The 16,421-nt window shown below is 37.7% G+C and carries 14 protein-coding genes; 3 read left to right on the top strand and 11 right to left on the bottom strand.

What is annotated here, in order from left to right:
* The first annotated feature begins 6 nt into the window (after positions 1–6).
* The 3 genes from yedF to P6936_RS04330 are packed head-to-tail and all read left to right on the top strand — an operon-like array spanning position 7 to position 1,992.
* Positions 7–606, top strand: coding sequence for a sulfurtransferase-like selenium metabolism protein YedF (yedF, locus tag P6936_RS04340; protein ID WP_276880947.1), 600 nt, complete (start codon positions 7–9; stop codon positions 604–606).
* Entirely contained in the window at positions 600–863 is a 264-nt protein-coding gene (locus P6936_RS04335) for a putative Se/S carrier-like protein (protein WP_060929443.1), read from the top strand. The genes yedF and P6936_RS04335 overlap by 7 nt, the downstream gene beginning before the upstream one ends.
* Positions 853–1,992 carry an aminotransferase class V-fold PLP-dependent enzyme gene (locus P6936_RS04330; protein WP_276880946.1) on the top strand — a complete coding sequence of 380 codons (1,140 nt, stop codon included), beginning with the start codon at positions 853–855 and terminating at the stop codon, positions 1,990–1,992. The genes P6936_RS04335 and P6936_RS04330 overlap by 11 nt, the downstream gene beginning before the upstream one ends.
* Positions 1,993–2,108: 116 nt before the next feature.
* On the opposite strand, the gene P6936_RS04325 is transcribed toward P6936_RS04330, so the two are convergent.
* From P6936_RS04325 to P6936_RS04275, 11 genes are all read right to left on the bottom strand, one after another.
* Positions 2,109–2,915 (bottom strand): XdhC family protein, encoded by an 807-nt coding sequence (locus tag P6936_RS04325; protein ID WP_004836882.1) that lies wholly within the window; start codon positions 2,913–2,915, stop codon positions 2,109–2,111.
* Positions 2,912–3,715, bottom strand: a complete 804-nt coding sequence (gene yqeB, locus P6936_RS04320) for a selenium-dependent molybdenum cofactor biosynthesis protein YqeB (RefSeq protein WP_004836881.1) — start codon at positions 3,713–3,715, stop codon at positions 2,912–2,914. Before yqeB ends, P6936_RS04325 begins: the two co-directional genes overlap by 4 nt.
* On the bottom strand, positions 3,708–4,280 hold the full coding sequence (locus tag P6936_RS04315) for a nucleotidyltransferase family protein (RefSeq protein WP_276880945.1): 573 nt from the start codon (positions 4,278–4,280) through the stop codon (positions 3,708–3,710). The genes yqeB and P6936_RS04315 overlap by 8 nt, the downstream gene beginning before the upstream one ends.
* Entirely contained in the window at positions 4,270–4,971 is a 702-nt protein-coding gene (gene yqeC, locus P6936_RS04310; protein WP_276880944.1) for a selenium cofactor biosynthesis protein YqeC, read from the bottom strand. The genes P6936_RS04315 and yqeC overlap by 11 nt, the downstream gene beginning before the upstream one ends.
* Positions 4,958–7,597, bottom strand: a complete 2,640-nt coding sequence (xdh, locus tag P6936_RS04305; RefSeq protein ID WP_276880943.1) for a selenium-dependent xanthine dehydrogenase — start codon at positions 7,595–7,597, stop codon at positions 4,958–4,960. Before xdh ends, yqeC begins: the two co-directional genes overlap by 14 nt.
* Positions 7,598–7,605: 8 nt before the next feature.
* Complete coding sequence (gene hydA / locus P6936_RS04300) at positions 7,606–8,979, bottom strand: dihydropyrimidinase (RefSeq protein WP_276864128.1); 1,374 nt, start codon at positions 8,977–8,979, stop codon at positions 7,606–7,608.
* Positions 8,980–9,339: 360 nt separating this feature from the next.
* A complete protein-coding gene (xdhC, locus tag P6936_RS04295; protein ID WP_004836876.1) occupies positions 9,340–9,894 on the bottom strand; it encodes a xanthine dehydrogenase subunit XdhC in 555 nt (184 codons plus the stop codon).
* Positions 9,884–10,771: a xanthine dehydrogenase subunit XdhB gene (gene xdhB, locus P6936_RS04290; protein ID WP_276880942.1), complete on the bottom strand. Its 888-nt coding sequence runs from the start codon at positions 10,769–10,771 to the stop codon at positions 9,884–9,886. The genes xdhC and xdhB overlap by 11 nt, the downstream gene beginning before the upstream one ends.
* Positions 10,772–10,784: 13 nt before the next feature.
* Positions 10,785–13,079, bottom strand: a complete 2,295-nt coding sequence (xdhA, locus tag P6936_RS04285) for a xanthine dehydrogenase subunit XdhA (protein WP_276880941.1) — start codon at positions 13,077–13,079, stop codon at positions 10,785–10,787.
* Between the two features lie 237 nt (positions 13,080–13,316).
* Complete coding sequence (locus P6936_RS04280) at positions 13,317–14,687, bottom strand: uracil-xanthine permease family protein (RefSeq protein ID WP_276880940.1); 1,371 nt, start codon at positions 14,685–14,687, stop codon at positions 13,317–13,319.
* A 316-nt stretch (positions 14,688–15,003) separates the two neighbouring features.
* A complete protein-coding gene (locus tag P6936_RS04275; RefSeq protein WP_276880939.1) occupies positions 15,004–16,377 on the bottom strand; it encodes a uracil-xanthine permease family protein in 1,374 nt (457 codons plus the stop codon).
* Positions 16,378–16,421: the final 44 nt, after the last annotated feature.

Here is a 16,421-nt window from a genome sequence, read left to right as displayed (position 1 = left end):
GATTTTATGAAAAAAATAGATTGTTTAGGAAAAGTTTGTCCCATTCCAGTAATCGAAACTAAGAAAATGATTAAGGAAAATCCAGAAGAAAAAGATTTTGAAATCCTAGTTGATAATGAAGTTGCAACTGAAAATCTAAAAAAGATGGCAAAGGAGCTTAAAATCGAATCAACTTGCGAAAAAATCGAAGCTGGCCTTTATAGGGTTAGCCTAAAGAAAAATGAGGCAAGCCAATGTGAGCTTATAGAAGATACTAGTTCAATAGATACTTTTTCTTATGTAGTTGCTATTTCTGATGATAGGATGGGTAAGGGCGATGAAGAATTTTCAAAAAGCCTACTCGAAGGCTTTATCTATGCCCTAACCGAGCAAGATGTAATTCCAGAGAAGGTAATTTTCTATAACAGGGGAGTAATGCTTACAAGTGTAAATGAAAAAACTGTCGAAGACCTCCAAAACTTGGCTTCCAAGGGTGTAGAAATCCTATCTTGTGGCCTTTGTCTTGGAAATTATAAGCTAAAGGAAAAACTTAAAGTCGGAGAAATTACAAATATGTATAAAATCGTAGAAATCCTAAGAAGTCATCATGTAGTTAGCCCATGCTAGATAAGACTTTTATCCTTTTTTCCTTCGAAAAGTTTGAAGAACCTGCGGCAGCCCTAGATAAGCTAAAAGATTTAGAAAAGGCAAGGCTTATTCCCCTACCCAGTCAAATTGATGCAGGATGTGGCTTTGCCCTTAGGATTTTGGAAAGAGATTTGCCCCTTGCCCTAAATAGACTTACTAAAAGAGATTATGATGGGATATTTTTGATGAAAAGAGATAAAAATGGAAGGATGTTAATAGAAAAATATGTATTTTGATAATTCTGCAACTAGCCTTCACAAGCCCCAAGCCCTAAAAGAAAAGTTCATAGAGCTTATAGAATCAGAAAAATATGGCAACCCCGCAAGGTCAGGTCATCTTCTTTCACAAAATACCATGCTTGCTATCTACGAGACTAAAAAGTCCCTAGCAAGACTTGCCCACATAGCTAATCCTTCTGACATAGTCCTTACAGAAAATGCGACCTATGCCCTAAATTTTGCTATCAAAAGCCTAGTTGAGAAGAAAGACCATGTGATAAGTTCGACAAGCGAGCACAATTCTGTCCTCCGTCCCCTCTATCAAAGTGGCTGTGAGCTTTCCTTGGTCGATTTTGATGAAAATTTCGACCTTGACTACGGAGCCCTTGAGAAAGAATTGAGGAAAAATAGCAAATTTCTAATTATAAATTCAGCTTCAAATCTTCTTGGAGAAGCCAAGGACCTAGACCGTCTTTACGACTTTGCCAAGGCCAATAAGCTAATAATGATAGTTGACCTCGCCCAATCCTTTGGCCTACTTGATATGAACCTTAGTAAATACGATAATTCTATCTTTGCCTTCACAGGTCATAAGTCCCTCTATGGGCCGAGCGGAACAGGAGGGCTGATAAAAAATGGTGAGTTTCCCTTTAAAGAAGTTTTTTCTGGAGGAAGTGGGATAAATTCCTTTGCTAAGACCATGCCCTGTGCCTTTCCTCAGATTTTTGAAGTTGGAACGGCCAATTTCTTAAATCAAATCGCCCTAAAGACTAGTGTTGATTTTATTCTTGATAAGGGAATAGAAAAAATTAAAGCTAAGTCCCTAAGTCTTGCGAGAAGTTTTTACAAGAAAGCTTCAGCAATTGATGGAATAAAATTCTACTCAAAAGATGATAAAAATCTTAAAACTCCCATAGTTTCTTTAAATATCAAAGACCTTCCATCAGGCGAAGTCGCCATGATTTTGGATGAAGACTACAACATCCAAACAAGGCCTGGAGCCCACTGCTCTCCCCTAATTCATAAGCACTTGGGCACAGAAGTCCAAGGCCTTGTGAGATTTTCTTTTTCATATTTTAATAGCTTTGAGGAAGTCGATAAGGCTGTAGAGGCTCTTTTTCATATAGCAAGAAGCCTTAGCGACTAATGATATAAGCAAAAAAAGCTGGTGCTTAGACCAAATGTCCTTACACCAGCTTTTGTAATTTTCTTATTTTTTCTCTATAATTTAATCTTCTATTATAGGCATCAAATATCATGGCTTTAGTTAAACTTCTGACTTGCGGCATTTTTATTGTTTTTTACCATCAATATTTCTGCCATTATTGATATGGCTATCTCTTCTACAGAGCCATTGTCTAGATCAAGGCCTATAGGAGTGTAGATTTTTTGAAGGTCTTTTTTATCAAAGCCTTCTTTTTCTAGTTGATCAAATACTCTAATTACCTTATTTTTTGAGCCAATCATCCCTAGATAGTGGTAGGAATCTTTCTTGTTTTTAAGAATTTCCCTTAGGGCCTGTGTATCATTGGCGTGACCCCTAGTTGCAAGGACTAGGTAGGTCTTATCCTTATCGAAGTCGATTTTTCTAACAGCTTCCTCGATTTCCATAGATAAATATTCTTTAATTCCTTCAAAGTCGTTTGCAGCTTTAAATTCTTCCCTATCGTCAACAATGGTTACTTCAAAGTTAGTCCTTGTTGCAATTCTAGCTAACTTTTGGGAAACATGGCCAGCTCCAAAGATTACTAGCTTATTTTTCGCCCTAAAATATTTTACGAAGCCTCGGGAATTTCCTCCACAGCTCATCTTTAACTCACCACTTGTAGAAAGATTGTAATCAAACTCGAAGGACTTAGCTTTTTCCATGCCTTCCATCGCCCTTCTAATTACATCTGCCTCGATTTTTCCTCCGCCAATTGTGCCAAGTGATGACCCATCTTCAAAAACTGCCATCAAGGAATTATCTTCGCCTGGAGTTGAGCCCTTGTTTTCTATAAGAAAGACTAGGGCACAATCCCTGCCTTTTTGGTTTTCCTCATAAATTTTTTCTAATATTTCAGCTTTCATAGACCCTTCCTTCTTTTTAGGATGAGAAGACCTTCGAGACTTCCTCCTCCTATTAGCCTTGCCTTATCTGATATGGTCTTGGCATTTCTTGGGATGACTCTTGGATCGACATCTCCAATCTTCATTCCCTCACTAACTTCTAAGCCTTCGTTAATCATGCCACGAACCATCCCGCAAAGACCTGAGTAGATCTTTTTGCCAGAAACTTCTGCTACAGCTTCACCTTTTTTTACGACAGAGCCTAGGTCTTTTATGATATGAAGCTTGCCACAAGCACTTGCCCTTAGGATTCTTTCTGTTGTAAAGCCGTTGATGTTTCCAGGATTACCTGTATTTGCTGCGGCAGGTCCCTCAAAGATTAATCGACCAAGGTCATGGCCCCTATTTGTTTCTATTACTAAATCAACGTCAACTCCTGCCTCAAAGCCAGGGCCTAGTCCTATGGTAATTGGAGCCATATCCCTATTAGTGCCTAGGTTTTTCTTAGCGAGTATTCCATCAATTACCGCTATAGGTTTAAGCTCATCAATAAATTTACCCTCAGGGTCAACTGTTACGGCAATTAAACCCTCATCAAAGGCCTTCTTTATCTCTTCTAGATTCTCACATTTTACTGCCCTTATATCTTCAATTTGGATTTCTCCCTCAAAAAGAGCTTGGGCTACAGCTACATTTCTTCTAATACAAGTTGGCTTTTCGATTTCAAGGACGAGGACATCAAAGCCTACCCTATTTAGCTTTTGGATAGTCCCTGTGGCTACATCGCCACCGCCCCTTACTATTACAAGCTTTTTATTCATGATCTTTTTTTAGCCTTTCATAAGCTTCTAGGGTGTCAATATCCAAAAGCTCATCTTCATTTCCTATCTCAACCTTGTTTGTCTTATCGTCTTTTGCAAAAATCATTCCCCCTTGGTCAGCTTCAAGGCTTAGGAGTTTTTTTCTATAGGAAGCTGGAAATATTACTGGAGCTCCCCTTCTCATACCAACTCTAGGGTAGGTCATTAAAGGATTTTCCTTAAAGGAAGCTATCAAATTCTTACAAGTTTCCTTACTAAGGAGGGGTTGGTCTGCTACAAAAAACATCATAGCCGCATCCTCATCACAAGCCCTAACTCCAAGCTTGATAGATGATGACTTACCTACTTCATTATCCTTATTTTCCAAGGCTAAAAAGCCCCTAACCTCTGCATCTTTTAGGATTTTTTCATAAGAAGAAGCAACAACAACCTTGTCAAAACCTATTTCTTCTAAGAGATCTAGGGCATATTCGTAGATTTTCTTTCCCCTAAATTCGAGCATGAGCTTATTTTCGCCCATCCTTTTTGAAAGTCCTGAAGCCATTAGTATTGCATTAATTTTCATAAAATTTGCCCTCCTTTATAGAGCCATAAGTAAATTTGATATCCTTGAAGGCGAAGTCTTTCTTAAATTCTTCAATCCTTTCGTAATCTTTCCTGCTTTCTACTTGGTTAAAGAAAAAATATTTATCTTTATCAAAAGCCTTGTAGAAACCCTTCTCGTAGGCTATCAATTTATTAATCATCTTATTATCTATGATACCAGAGCCAATATTTTTTGAAAAGCCCTGGAAATTGTAGATAAATTCTTCACTGGTCTTTCTTCCAAGTATTTTTATAGGAAGGACTCCTATAAGCTTACTTGTAAAATCATAGATTACAGGTTCGTGGTCATACCAAAACTTTAGGGGAAGATTCCTACAGCCATCGGCTTCGATTAAGACATAATCAAAATCTCCTAGTGTAGCTTTTAGTTTATCATAGCCTAGGCTTTGTAGCTTATCCTTTCCTTCTACTTTCTCTCCAAGACAGACTAATCTTTCCAACTTGTCATACTTATAAGAATCAAAAGAAGGGTAAATCCTATCAAATCCATCTTTAGGAAGGGCTATCTTAGTAGAAGTCGTAACCAAGACCCTCCCCTTTTTTCTTAAACTTAGGGCAAGACTTGTCATAAGACTTGTCTTGCCCCCACATCCAGTAATAGAAATTATATCATTTTTTCTTATATCAAATATCTCTTCAATTTTTTTCATTAAAATTCTTCTTTGGTTTACTATAAGCAGTTTCCTTCATAGGGAAATCTCTTCTTAGAACATGATCAAGCCTATAATAAGCTCCCTGAACAGCTGGGGCTACTGGAATTGTAGCAATCTCTCCAACTCCCTTAGCTCCGAAGGCCCTATCTAGTAAATCTTCATCCTTTTTTTGTACAAAGACTGTTTCAATTTCTGGAATCATTGGTGCTCTCCACAAGCCCAAAGTTCCATATTTGGCCTTGACCTTAGATTTATCTAGCTTGAAGTCCTCAGTTAGAGCATAACCAAGTCCCATGATTATTCCACCTTCTAGCTGACCTTCTATGGCCTTAGGATTTATTACCTTACCAGCATCAGTAGCTGCAAATACTTTTCTAACAGTTCCATCGTCATTTAAGATTACAACATTTGTAGAAAAACCATAGGCTATGTGGCTTACAGGGTTTTCCTTATCAGAATTTAGAGGATCTGTCGGATCAAAATATTCATGTATGAATTCTTTGCCATTAAGTTCTTTGATGTCACCAACCTTATCTAACTCTGCCTTAAATTTCTCAGAAACCTTCTTAACCGCTTCACCAGATATTAGGGTTTGACGAGAACCTGATGATGTTCCTGAATCTGGTGAGTTTGCTGAATTAGGATGGATAATCTTAACTTGATTAGATTTTAAGCCTGTTACATCAAGAACCATTTGCTTAAAGACTGTTTGCGCTCCTTGACCAAGATCGCTTGCTGCACAACATAAAACTGCTATGCCATCTTCTACAACTAACTTAGCCCTTCCCTTATCAGGAAGTCCAACTCCGACACCAGCGTTTTTCATGGCACAGGCTATACCTGCCCTGTCTATATTTTCTTCATAGATAGCTTTTGCAGCTTCAAGGGTCTCGACAAGGGATGTAGATGTATCAGCAATTTGACCATTTGGCAAGACTTCGCCAGGTCTAATAGCGTTTTTGTATCTTATCTCCCAAGGAGAAATCCCTACTTTTTCGGCAAGTAAGTTTATATTACTTTCGAAGGCAAAGTTTGATTGGCAAACTCCAAAACCTCTGAAAGCTCCTGCTGGTGGATTGTTGGTGTAGTAGCCATAACCATCTATTTGAGTGTTCTCATAATGGTAAGGGCCTACTGAGTGGGTACAGGCTCTTTCTAGAACTGGTCCACAAAGGGATGCGTAAGCACCTGTATCCATCTTGATAGTTGCCTGCATGGCTAGGAAGTTTCCTTCTTCATCACAACCGAGCTTGAAGGTTCCTATCATAGGGTGTCTTTTTGGATGGAATCTTAGGGATTCATCTCGGCTAAATTTAACTTTTACCCTAATTTGGTACTTATAGGCAGCAAGGGCTGCTAAGTGTTGGCAAGATACGTCTTCCTTGCCGCCAAAGCCTCCTCCTATCAATTTATTCTCAACTACAACTCTTTCTGGTTCATCTTGCCAGCCAAACATTATTAGAGTTTCTTTCCTTGTATCATAGACTGATTGGTCAGTTGTATAAAGCTTAACTCCATCTCCCATAGGCTCAGCTATCGCACATTCTGGCTCTAGGAAGGCGTGCTCTGTAAAGGGGGTTGTATAAGTTTCTTCAACTATGTACTTACATTTCTTGAAGGCTTCCTCGGCATTACCACGGCTTACGTGACGCTCTTGGCAGAGATTTCCTGTAGGATGAACTAAAGGAGCATTTGGATCTTCTGCTTCGGCTATTGATGAAACAGGAGTAAGCTCCTCATATTCTATTTCTACTAGCTTTTTAGCTTCTTCAAGAATTTTTGTATTTTCTGCGACTACAAGGCAGATAGCGTCTCCCATGCTCCTTGTTATATCGCCTTCAGCTATGAAAACATCCCAATCTTGGAAGATATGGCCTACCTTGTTGTTTGGAACATCTTTAGCTGTAAGAACCCCATAAACCCCATCGAGGGCTTCGGCCTTGGACTTATCAATTTTAAGGATTCTTGCCCTTGGATATTTGCTTCTTATGGCTGATGCGACTTTTGTATCTGGAAGAATCATATCATCGACATATTCACCAACTCCAAGAACCTTATCATGAGCATCTATTCTAAAGAACTCATCTCCAACCTTAATCCCGTCTTTTTCGTCATTTGTTATTTCTATATTGCCATTAATTATCTCTGAGGCAAGCTTAATGCCTTTGATGATTTTAACATAGCCTGTGCACCTACAAATATTTTGCTTAATACCATCCTTGATATCATCTTCGCTAGGGTTTGGATTTTGACGAATGATCGCCGCTCCACTCATAACCATGCCTGGAATACAGAAACCACATTGAACTGCCCCAGCCTTAGAGAAGGCGTGGACAAAGGCATTTTTTTCTAAGTCTGTTAGGCCTTCTATGGTAAGGATTTCTTTGCCAGCAAGTTTTGATAACTTCCTAGTACAAGCTAGGGTCTTGGCATCATCGACCATTACAGTACAAGTACCACAAGCTCCTTGGGAACAACCGTCTTTAACTGAAACAATTTTTAAATCATCACGCAAAAACCTCAGTAGAGTTTTATCTTCGTAGGTCTCATACGATTTGTTATTTATATTAACGATAAAAGGTTCTTGACCTTCTATCCTTTCTCCTATCAAAATATTAGTCATGTTTTCTCCTAATCAAATTTTCTTTTAATAAATCTACCCTGGCCCTTCTTAGCATGGTAGCCATCATCATCTAAAATAACCTTTCCACGGGCTATAAGTAGCTTTAATTTATAAGAGGACTTAAATCCTTCATAAGTCGTATAATCACATACCGAATGTCTATTGGCCTGGCTAATTGTATAGCTTTTCTCATCAAATATGGCAATGTCAGCATCTTTTCCTACTTCAATACTTCCCTTCTTGTGGGAAAGACCGAAAATCTTAGCAGGATTTTTGCTAAGAAGCTCTGTCAAAGTTTTTAGGGAAATTCCCCTCCTTACTCCTTCAGTAAGAATAACTTCCATCCTCTCTTCTATTCCTGGTATGCCTCCTGGAGCATTGAGGAAATCATCCTTGTAAGGAAGTTTTTCTTTTTCGTAGAAAAATGGGCAATGATCAGTAGCAATAACATTAACTGTGCCATCAGCTACCCCTTCCCAGAGAGCCTCTAGGTCAGATTTTTTCCTTAGAGGTGGAGCACAAATATATTTAACTCCTTGGCTTGGGCCACCCTCTTCATATTTTTCTTCTGTTAAGGTCAAATATTGGGTGCAGGTTTCGCAATATAGGTTCTTTACCCCACGTTTTCTAGCATTTCTAATCTCATTTAGACCCAAGGCTGATGAAGTATGAACTATATAAAGCTTAGGAAAACCTGCAAGCTCGCTTAAATAAATTAGCCTATTAATTGCTTCTGCCTCAGCTTCTGCTGGTCTAGTTTTGGCATGGAAAATTGGTGAAAGCTTGCCTGCCTTTTGGGCTTCGTCTCTTAATTCTTTAATCATACCATCGTTTTCACAATGAACGCAGACTACTGTGCCAGTTTCTTTTGCCTTCTTTAAAATCTTTAGCATAGAATCATCTTCAAGCTTTCCGCCATAGGTTGTATAAATCTTTGTAGAAACAATCCCTTCTTTGTAAAGCTTTTCAAGCTCATCCAAAATTTGATCAGATGCTTTTTGGATAGCCCCATGGAAAGAATAATCAATTACACAAACTCCATCTGCCATCTTGTGGTACTTAGCTATCATATCTGAAACCAAAGAATCTTTTGGACCAAAGGCTATATGATCGACAATAGAAGTTGTTCCTCCAAAGCTTGCCGCCCTTGTTCCTGTATAGAAGTCATCAATGGATACAAATTTTCCCAAGTCAAGGGATAGGTGGGTGTGAACATCTACTCCTCCTGCAAGGACGAGTTTTCCTTCACAGTTAATTTCCCTATCTGCTCTCTTATCTATACAATCTGCTATTTCAGCTATTGTTTCATCTTCAATATATAAATCCTTTTTCAAAAATTTATCTTCGCAAAGTATTTGCGCATTTTTTAATAAAATAGACATCTTATCTCCTAAATTTATAGTATGTAACATGTTACAATAAAAATTAAAATGAATTTCAGTTAACGTTTACACTCACTTATATTTTAACACAAAAGAACTAAAAGTTAAATTTTTCCTTAAAGAAATTCATTAGATTTTTAGACTTAATTAAGGATTTAGATAATTAAAATTTCTTAACTAAGCTTATTATTAAGCAAGTAAATTCTAAAGCTTTTTTCTAGGCTAGTGCTTGTACTTTTCTTGTAAAGCTAGATAGATGTAAATTTGATAAAACTCAAAAAGAAGCAAAAGCCCTTTTTGAGTTTTTTATCTTTTTTTGATTGAATCTTTGTTGCCTTATCTGGATTTATGGCTTGGCTTTTATTTATTTTCACCGTCTTTAGCTATTTCTATCTCTATTGCATCTTCAACAGCTCTTAGGATATTTTCATATCCTGTGCATCTACACATATTTCCTGCAAGTTCAACCCTTAGTTCATCTCTTGTATATCTAATCTTTCTATGAACTACTTCTGTCGCCCTTATTATAAAGCCTGGAGTACAGAATCCACATTGAACTGCTGCATGATCAATGAAGGCTTGTTGGACTAAGCTTATTGAGCCATCAGAGGCTTTAAGTCCTTCTGTTGTCCATATGTCTTTTCCTTCAGCCCAAATGGCAAGAGATAGGCAAGAGTCAACACTTTCTCCATCTATTAAGACGGAACATGCTCCACATTCTCCAACTTCACAACCCTTCTTAACAGATGTTAGGCCAAAATCTCCCCTCAAAAAGTCTGTTAGGGATGCTCTCTTATCTACCATCTTTTCGACAGGCACTCCATTTACCCTACATTTTACGAGCTTGTAATTTGGTTTGTAATATGATATTTTTTCAGCTTTTGGTGCGTATGGTCCATATTCTTTAGTGTGCATTTTTCTCTCCTCTAAAATCTTCTAGGCAGGCTCTTAGGTTTCTACAGCAAATTTCGTATAAGATTTGTGTTCTTAACTCTTTGCTAGCTCTCCAAGAGTTTCTTGGTGAGAGTTCTTCAAGGGCAAGTTTTGCAAAGGCCCTTATATTTTCTTCGTTTAGTTCTTTTCCTATGAAGGCTTCTTCAGCCTTGTAGACTCTTACTGGAATAACTGAAGCAACTCCATAGCAGGCCTTGATTTTTTCTATTATTCCCTTATCGTCTAGCTTTACATTAACTGCACAAGAGCTTGTTGCTATATCCATGGCATTTCTCATAGCATATTTGAAGTAATGACCATAAAAGCCCTTGTAGTTTTCTTCTTTTATCTTAAATCCTACGCATAGTTCATCATCTTCTAGATAAACCTTGCCAAGTCCCTTGTAAAAGTCTGTAATTGGAACTTCTCTTCTGCCTTTTGCGCTAGCTATTTCTACAATAGCATCTAGAACAAACATACTAGGTGCAGAGTCTGCTGATGGAGCAGCATTGCAGATATTTCCTCCAATTGTTGCAGCATTTCTTAGTTGAGGGCCCCCTGCTGTTAGGACAGCCTTGCCAAGGAAATCTATATTTTCTTTGATTATTGGATTTCCTGCTAGGTGGGCGAAAGTTTGTATGCTTCCGATTTTTATTGTTTTATCTTCTAGCATTTCAATTTTGTCTAGTTCATCAATAAGGTGGATAGATAGAAGTTCTTTATCTTCCATGCTACCTTCTCTTAGCTTAACGAGGACATCTGTTCCACCTGCGATTATTCTCAAGTTTGGTTTTTCCTTTAGAATTTCGCATGCTTCATCTACAGTATAAGCTTCATAAATATTTTCTACATCAAACATTTCAAATCCTTTCTTATAAGTCGTTATCTATTAGTCCAGCTTCCTTAAATAATGGGAAGAGAACGTGTGGTGTCATTGGAGCCTTTCTAACTGGTACTCCTGTTGCCTGATAGATAGCATTTCTAATGGCAGGAGCTGGTGCACATGTTGGTGGCTCTCCAAGGGATTTGGTGTTGAATGGACTTGTTGGTTCAGGATTTTCTATAAAATATACTTCAAATTCTGGAGTATCAGCTACAGTTCCTAGCTTATAGTCTAGTAGATTGTTATTTAGAATTTTTCCCTTATCGTTATATTTCATCTCTTCTGATAGAGCGAAACCTACTGCCATGCTCATACCACCATGGGCTTGGGCTTCTGCTAGGGCTGGATTTATAAGTCTACCTACATCATGAACATTGATTAATTTTAGAACTTTTACCTTTCCTAAATTGATATCAACTTCAACTTCAGCAAAGCTTGCTCCGAAGGAGTAGGCATTAGACCTTATGGTGTGGGTTTCCTCTGCTGTTATGTGTAGGTTTGGATCTTTTAGGGTGTACATTGCTTCTGTCGCAAGATCTTCCATACTTAGTAAAATCTTTCCGTCAGGAACTCTAACTATGTTACTTTCAACAATATCGAGATTATCTTCTGTTATACCTGTTTGTAGATAAGCCCTGTGAAGGATTTTTTTCTTTAGAGATTTTGCAGTTTTTGTTATTGAGAAGGAAGCCATATAGGTTTGTCTTGAAGCATAAGCTCCAAAACCGAATGGAGCTACATCTGTATCTTGGTTTGATACTATGTGGATATCTTCAAACTTCATTCCTATTGCATCGGCTGCCATTTGTGAAAATGCAGTATCTGCACCTTGACCAATCTCTGTTTCAGGAAGTTGGACTTGGACTGAACCATCTTCATTAACTATCATCCTACAAGAAGATGATTCTAGGGAAATTGGATAAACACCTGTGTTATACCAGTAAACTGCACATCCTACCCCTCTTCTATAATTACCTGTTTGATTTTGATATTTTTCTTTCTTCTTGTAATAATCCATCTCCTTAGCTCCCTTTTCTAGGCAAGCTCTGAAAGAATCAAAATAGTTTTGATTGTGGGAGAATGGATCATAATAGTCTTTAGGCATTACATTTCTTAATTTTAATTCCAAAGGATCCATGCCTAAGGCCTTGGCAACTTCATCGTGGTGGCTCTCATTTACAAACATAGCTTGAGGAATACCATAACCTCTCATAGCTCCACCTGTTGGAAGATTTGTATAGATTGAGTAAGCTTCAGCTTTAACATTCTCACAAGGATATAATTGGTGGAAACAGTTTAAAGCCTTGGATGCAATTGAGTGGCCGTGAGAAGCATAAGCACCATTATTTGAGAAAATTCTTAGCTCTCTTGCTACATAATCGCCATTTTTTCTAACATATGAAGCTATATATACCTTCATAGCGTGTCTTGTTCTAGTAGATACAAAAGTTTCTTCCCTACTTGGTAGAAGCTTAACAGGATGGCCTGCCACTAGGGTTGTTAGGTAGGAACATAGGGGTTCATAGAGGGTATCTTGTTTATTACCAAAACCTCCACCTATATATGGCTTAATAACTCTAACCTTACCCCAACCAATACCTAGGGCTTGACCGATACATCTTCTTACTATGTGAGGGATTTGTGTTGAAGCAACACAGACGATTTTACCTGCCTCCATATAGGCATAAACATCTGGATTTTCCAAATGGCAATGTTGAATCATTGGTGTTTCATACCAACCTTCAACCTTAATTAGTCCTTCTTCCTTAATAGCTTCTTCGAAATTTCCTCTGATATTAGTAGTATGCTTTAGAATATTGTCTGGGTTTTCTTCATGAATTGGATGGCTTACATCCTTCATAGCATCGAAAACATCAGTTTTTACCTCATATTCTTCATACTCTACCTTGATTTTCTTTAAGGCTTGTTTGGCAGAAACTTCATCTAGGGCTATTACTGCTGCAATATCATCACCAAAATATCTAACATGCTCATTTAACAATCTCCTATCAGCTATATCTTGGTGAACTTTTTCTGTTGACCAAGGGTGGCCTGCAGTTGGGAAGCAATGCTTTGGTACATCAAAACAAGTTACTATTTTGATAACCCCAGGCACTTTCTTTGCTTCGTCAAGATCAAATTTTACTACTCGACCATGTCCTATAGTAGAATGCAATATTTTTGCAGTGTAGCAATCTTTAGGCATCAAGTCTTCAGCAAACTTTGCTCTTCCAGTTACCTTATCGAAAGCATCTACTCTTTTCACATCTTTTCCTACGTACATACTTAACCTCCTATCGACAATAAGTTAATTTGTAAGAATTTCGACTCGCTTGGATAATAATCTGCGAAAAAATAAAGCAAGCCTTAAAGCTTTTTCCGCTTGTATAAAGACATCTAAAATATACTATTAGATGCAAGAATATATTTTAGAAATATTTATATATTCATTTATATTTGTAATCCCTTTTATATGTATACCCCGAGCGGGGCAAAAATCGGGGAAAATCCCCAATTTTTGTTATTTTTCTTCAATATCTATTGCTATTTCCATTTCTTCTTCCTTTTTAACTTTTGGAAGTAGGAAGGTTAGCACTAGGGCGATTACAAATACATTTGCTACTGGGTTTCCTGAAAATACATCTCTTAAAAGAGGTGGGAATTCCTTAAATATTTCAGGCATTTGTGTAAAACCAATACCGATACTTAAAGAAAGAGCAGCGATTGTTGTATTTCTTGATGTGAAACCACATCTAGCAATCATATTCATACCACTTACAACGATTGAACCGAACATCATAATTGTACAACCACCAAGAACTGGCTCTGGTAGGGTTGAGAAGAATGCTCCTATTTTTGGGAACAAAGCTGCAAGAATTAGAGTCAAAGCACCAAACATTATGGTAAATCTATTTACTACCTTTGTCATTGCAACAAGACCAACATTTTGGCTAAATGATGTGATTGGTGAACATCCGAATAGTCCAGATACAGCACTTAGGAAACCATCACAAGCAAGAGAACCTTGTACTTCTCTTTCAGTTATATCTCTTCCTAAACCACCCACACAAACTGCTGTTGTATCTCCAATAGTTTCAGCTGCTGAAACAAGGAAAACTACAACGAGGGCTATAATAGCATTTAAGTTAAACTCTGGCTTAAATGGTAAAAAATGTGGAATAGCTACAAACTTAGCATCGAGTATTGGATTAAAATCAACCCTACCCAAAAATACAGAAAGTATATAACCAACGATTAGACCAAATAATACAGAAAGTTGCTTCCAAAATCCTTTTGCAAGTGAATTAAATGATATACAAGCAACCAAAGTAACAAGACCGATAAGCAAATTTTGTGTTGAGCCGAAATCTGCTGCACCATGGCCACCACCAAAGGAAGCTGCACCTACATTAAGAAGTGAAAAACCTATAGTAGTAACAACACAGGCAGAAACTATAGGAGAAACAAACTTTCTCCAATACTTAGCACAAAGACCTAGACATCCTTCAATACAACCACCAACTATAACCGCACCAACCATTGTTGGATAGTTATAAGTAGTAGCTACATACAAAAGAGAAGCTAGGAAGGTAAAACTTACACCCATTATAACTGGTAACTTCGCACCTATCTTCCAAACTGGATATAATTGGATAAGTGATCCTAGACCTGCTACAAACATAGCGTTTTGAATTAGCATTGGTAAGTTAATTTCAAGTTCTGGGTGAGCCTTAGTTGCAGCTCCAACTACGATTATAATTGGAACTAGGTTAGAAATAAACATCGCTAGCACGTGTTGTAGGCCGAACGGAATTGCCTTAGCAACAGGTACTCTACCTTCAAGTTTGTAAATATTATCAATACTTACATCGGTATTCTTTTCGATTTTCATAGATTTCCTCCATTATTCTATGTTTTGTTCTTATCTATAGTTAAGCTAAGGCTAAGCTATTCGGTGATATCGTTTGTATAACTTTTTATGTTTATCCTCTCTTTCTTATGTATTATTACTAGCTATTACTAATAACAAAATAAAAGTTATCCAAAGATTCCCCCTCAAAGCTTTGCAAAAGCTATTAAATACTTTTGAGGTTTAAAGTATTTTAGCGAATTGTTTTTAGATGTTGTTCCGTTATTTTTTTAACAATCGCTTTCAAAATAAAAGTCACCCGCACATATGTAAAGATGACTAATTTTACTTAGTATCATTATACTTCAAAATTCTCTTCTACAAATCTATCCTCATCAGTTTCTGGGATGACTATATTCATGATTACAGATGATATTGCTGCTAGTACAACTGGACTTGCTCCTATGGCTATTTTTAATCCTTCTGGCAAGAAATAAACTCCACTTGCATCTGCACTTGCAACTACAGTTGTAAATCCAAAACCCAAGGCAACAGATATACCAACTATTGAGGTATTTCTAAGACTAAGGGGTTGGCTTGTAATCATCCTAATGCCATTCATAGAAATGGCTGCAAAGACTGATAGGGTTGCTCCTCCAATTACCGGAAAAGGTATGGTAGTAAGAAGCGAAGATAATTTTGGAAAAAGTCCAGCTATAAAGATTATGAAAGCTGCCATGGTAAAGACTTTTTTGTTAACTACCTTGTTTATAGAAACGATACCAGCATTTTGAGAAAAAGTCGCTGTTGGTAGGATTCCAAGGAAGGCTCCAAAAATATTAGCTAAACCAAATCCTGCAATTCCACCTTCAAGTTCCCTCTCTGTCGGATTTCTGTCCATACCTCCGACTGTAGTCGAGGTCATATCTCCTATAGCTTCGATAGAAGTTACTATAAAGATTATTACAACTGAAATTATCGCTGCAAAATCAAATTTTACGCCAAAATGAAGGGGTCTAATCAAAGAAAACCAAGCTGCATTCCTTACGCTAGTAAAATCTACCATACCAAAGCCTAGGGATAGGGCGTAGCCACAAAGCATGGCTATGAGAACTGAAGATAGTTTAGTTAGTCCCTTGCCGAAATGAGTTAGCCCTATATTTATGGATAGGGTTACAAGAGCTATTAGCCAATTTTGCCAAGCTCCCCAACCAGGCATACTAACATCTCCCCCTCCACCCATATAATTTATTGCAACAGGATATAGGGATAAGCCTATGCACAAAACAACTGTGCCTGCAACCAAGGGTGGGAAATATGGCATTATGTACTTTAGAAGAAAGCCAAAGGCTATGGTAAGAAGACCGCCTATTATCTGGGCTCCAAAAATTATCGCTATCGCCTCACTTCCACCTAGGCCCTTAAACTGACCAGCAAGGGCAATCATAGTTGGAACAAAAGCAAAACTTACCCCATAAATCATAGGTAGTCTTGATCCAAACTTCTTTATAGGATAAATTATCAAAAAGGTCGTAAGAGCTGAACCAATCAAGGACATTTGCACTAAAATCGTGGCATCCTCGGGGCTTAGGCCTGCTGCTGCCGCCAGGATAATAGGTGGAGATATGCATCCTGCAATCATGGCTATTACATGTTGGAGGGCTAGAGGAAAGGCTTCTTTGTTGCTAACCTCGCCTTCAAATTTAAAAAGGTCATTTCGAATAGTTTTCATAAAACACTCCGTTATTTTTTTAACATTTCCATTTAAAATAATTG

The organism is Anaerococcus tetradius (genome assembly GCF_947087635.1).
Classification (GTDB): Bacteria; Bacillota; Clostridia; order Tissierellales; family Peptoniphilaceae; genus Anaerococcus; species Anaerococcus tetradius.
The sequence above is the reverse complement of the archived record's forward strand: the minus strand, read 5'-3'. Positions and strand labels throughout refer to the sequence as shown.

Bases quoted from the DNA above. Each gene is read 5' to 3' on its own strand.
- yedF (WP_276880947.1), top strand. From the start codon at position 7: ATGAAAAAAATAGATTGTTTAGGAAAAGTTTGTCCCATTCCAGTAATC.
- xdhC (WP_004836876.1), bottom strand. From the start codon at position 9,894: ATGCACACTAAAGAATATGGACCATACGCACCAAAAGCTGAAAAAATA.
- xdh (WP_276880943.1), bottom strand. From the start codon at position 7,597: ATGACTAATATTTTGATAGGAGAAAGGATAGAAGGTCAAGAACCTTTT.
- P6936_RS04280 (WP_276880940.1), bottom strand. From the start codon at position 14,687: ATGAAAATCGAAAAGAATACCGATGTAAGTATTGATAATATTTACAAA.
- xdhB (WP_276880942.1), bottom strand. From the start codon at position 10,771: ATGTTTGATGTAGAAAATATTTATGAAGCTTATACTGTAGATGAAGCA.
- P6936_RS04335 (WP_060929443.1), top strand. From the start codon at position 600: ATGCTAGATAAGACTTTTATCCTTTTTTCCTTCGAAAAGTTTGAAGAA.
- P6936_RS04325 (WP_004836882.1), bottom strand. From the start codon at position 2,915: ATGAAAGCTGAAATATTAGAAAAAATTTATGAGGAAAACCAAAAAGGC.
- hydA (WP_276864128.1), bottom strand. From the start codon at position 8,979: ATGTCTATTTTATTAAAAAATGCGCAAATACTTTGCGAAGATAAATTT.
- P6936_RS04330 (WP_276880946.1), top strand. From the start codon at position 853: ATGTATTTTGATAATTCTGCAACTAGCCTTCACAAGCCCCAAGCCCTA.
- yqeC (WP_276880944.1), bottom strand. From the start codon at position 4,971: ATGAAAAAAATTGAAGAGATATTTGATATAAGAAAAAATGATATAATT.
- xdhA (WP_276880941.1), bottom strand. From the start codon at position 13,079: ATGTACGTAGGAAAAGATGTGAAAAGAGTAGATGCTTTCGATAAGGTA.
- yqeB (WP_004836881.1), bottom strand. From the start codon at position 3,715: ATGAATAAAAAGCTTGTAATAGTAAGGGGCGGTGGCGATGTAGCCACA.
- P6936_RS04275 (WP_276880939.1), bottom strand. From the start codon at position 16,377: ATGAAAACTATTCGAAATGACCTTTTTAAATTTGAAGGCGAGGTTAGC.
- P6936_RS04315 (WP_276880945.1), bottom strand. From the start codon at position 4,280: ATGAAAATTAATGCAATACTAATGGCTTCAGGACTTTCAAAAAGGATG.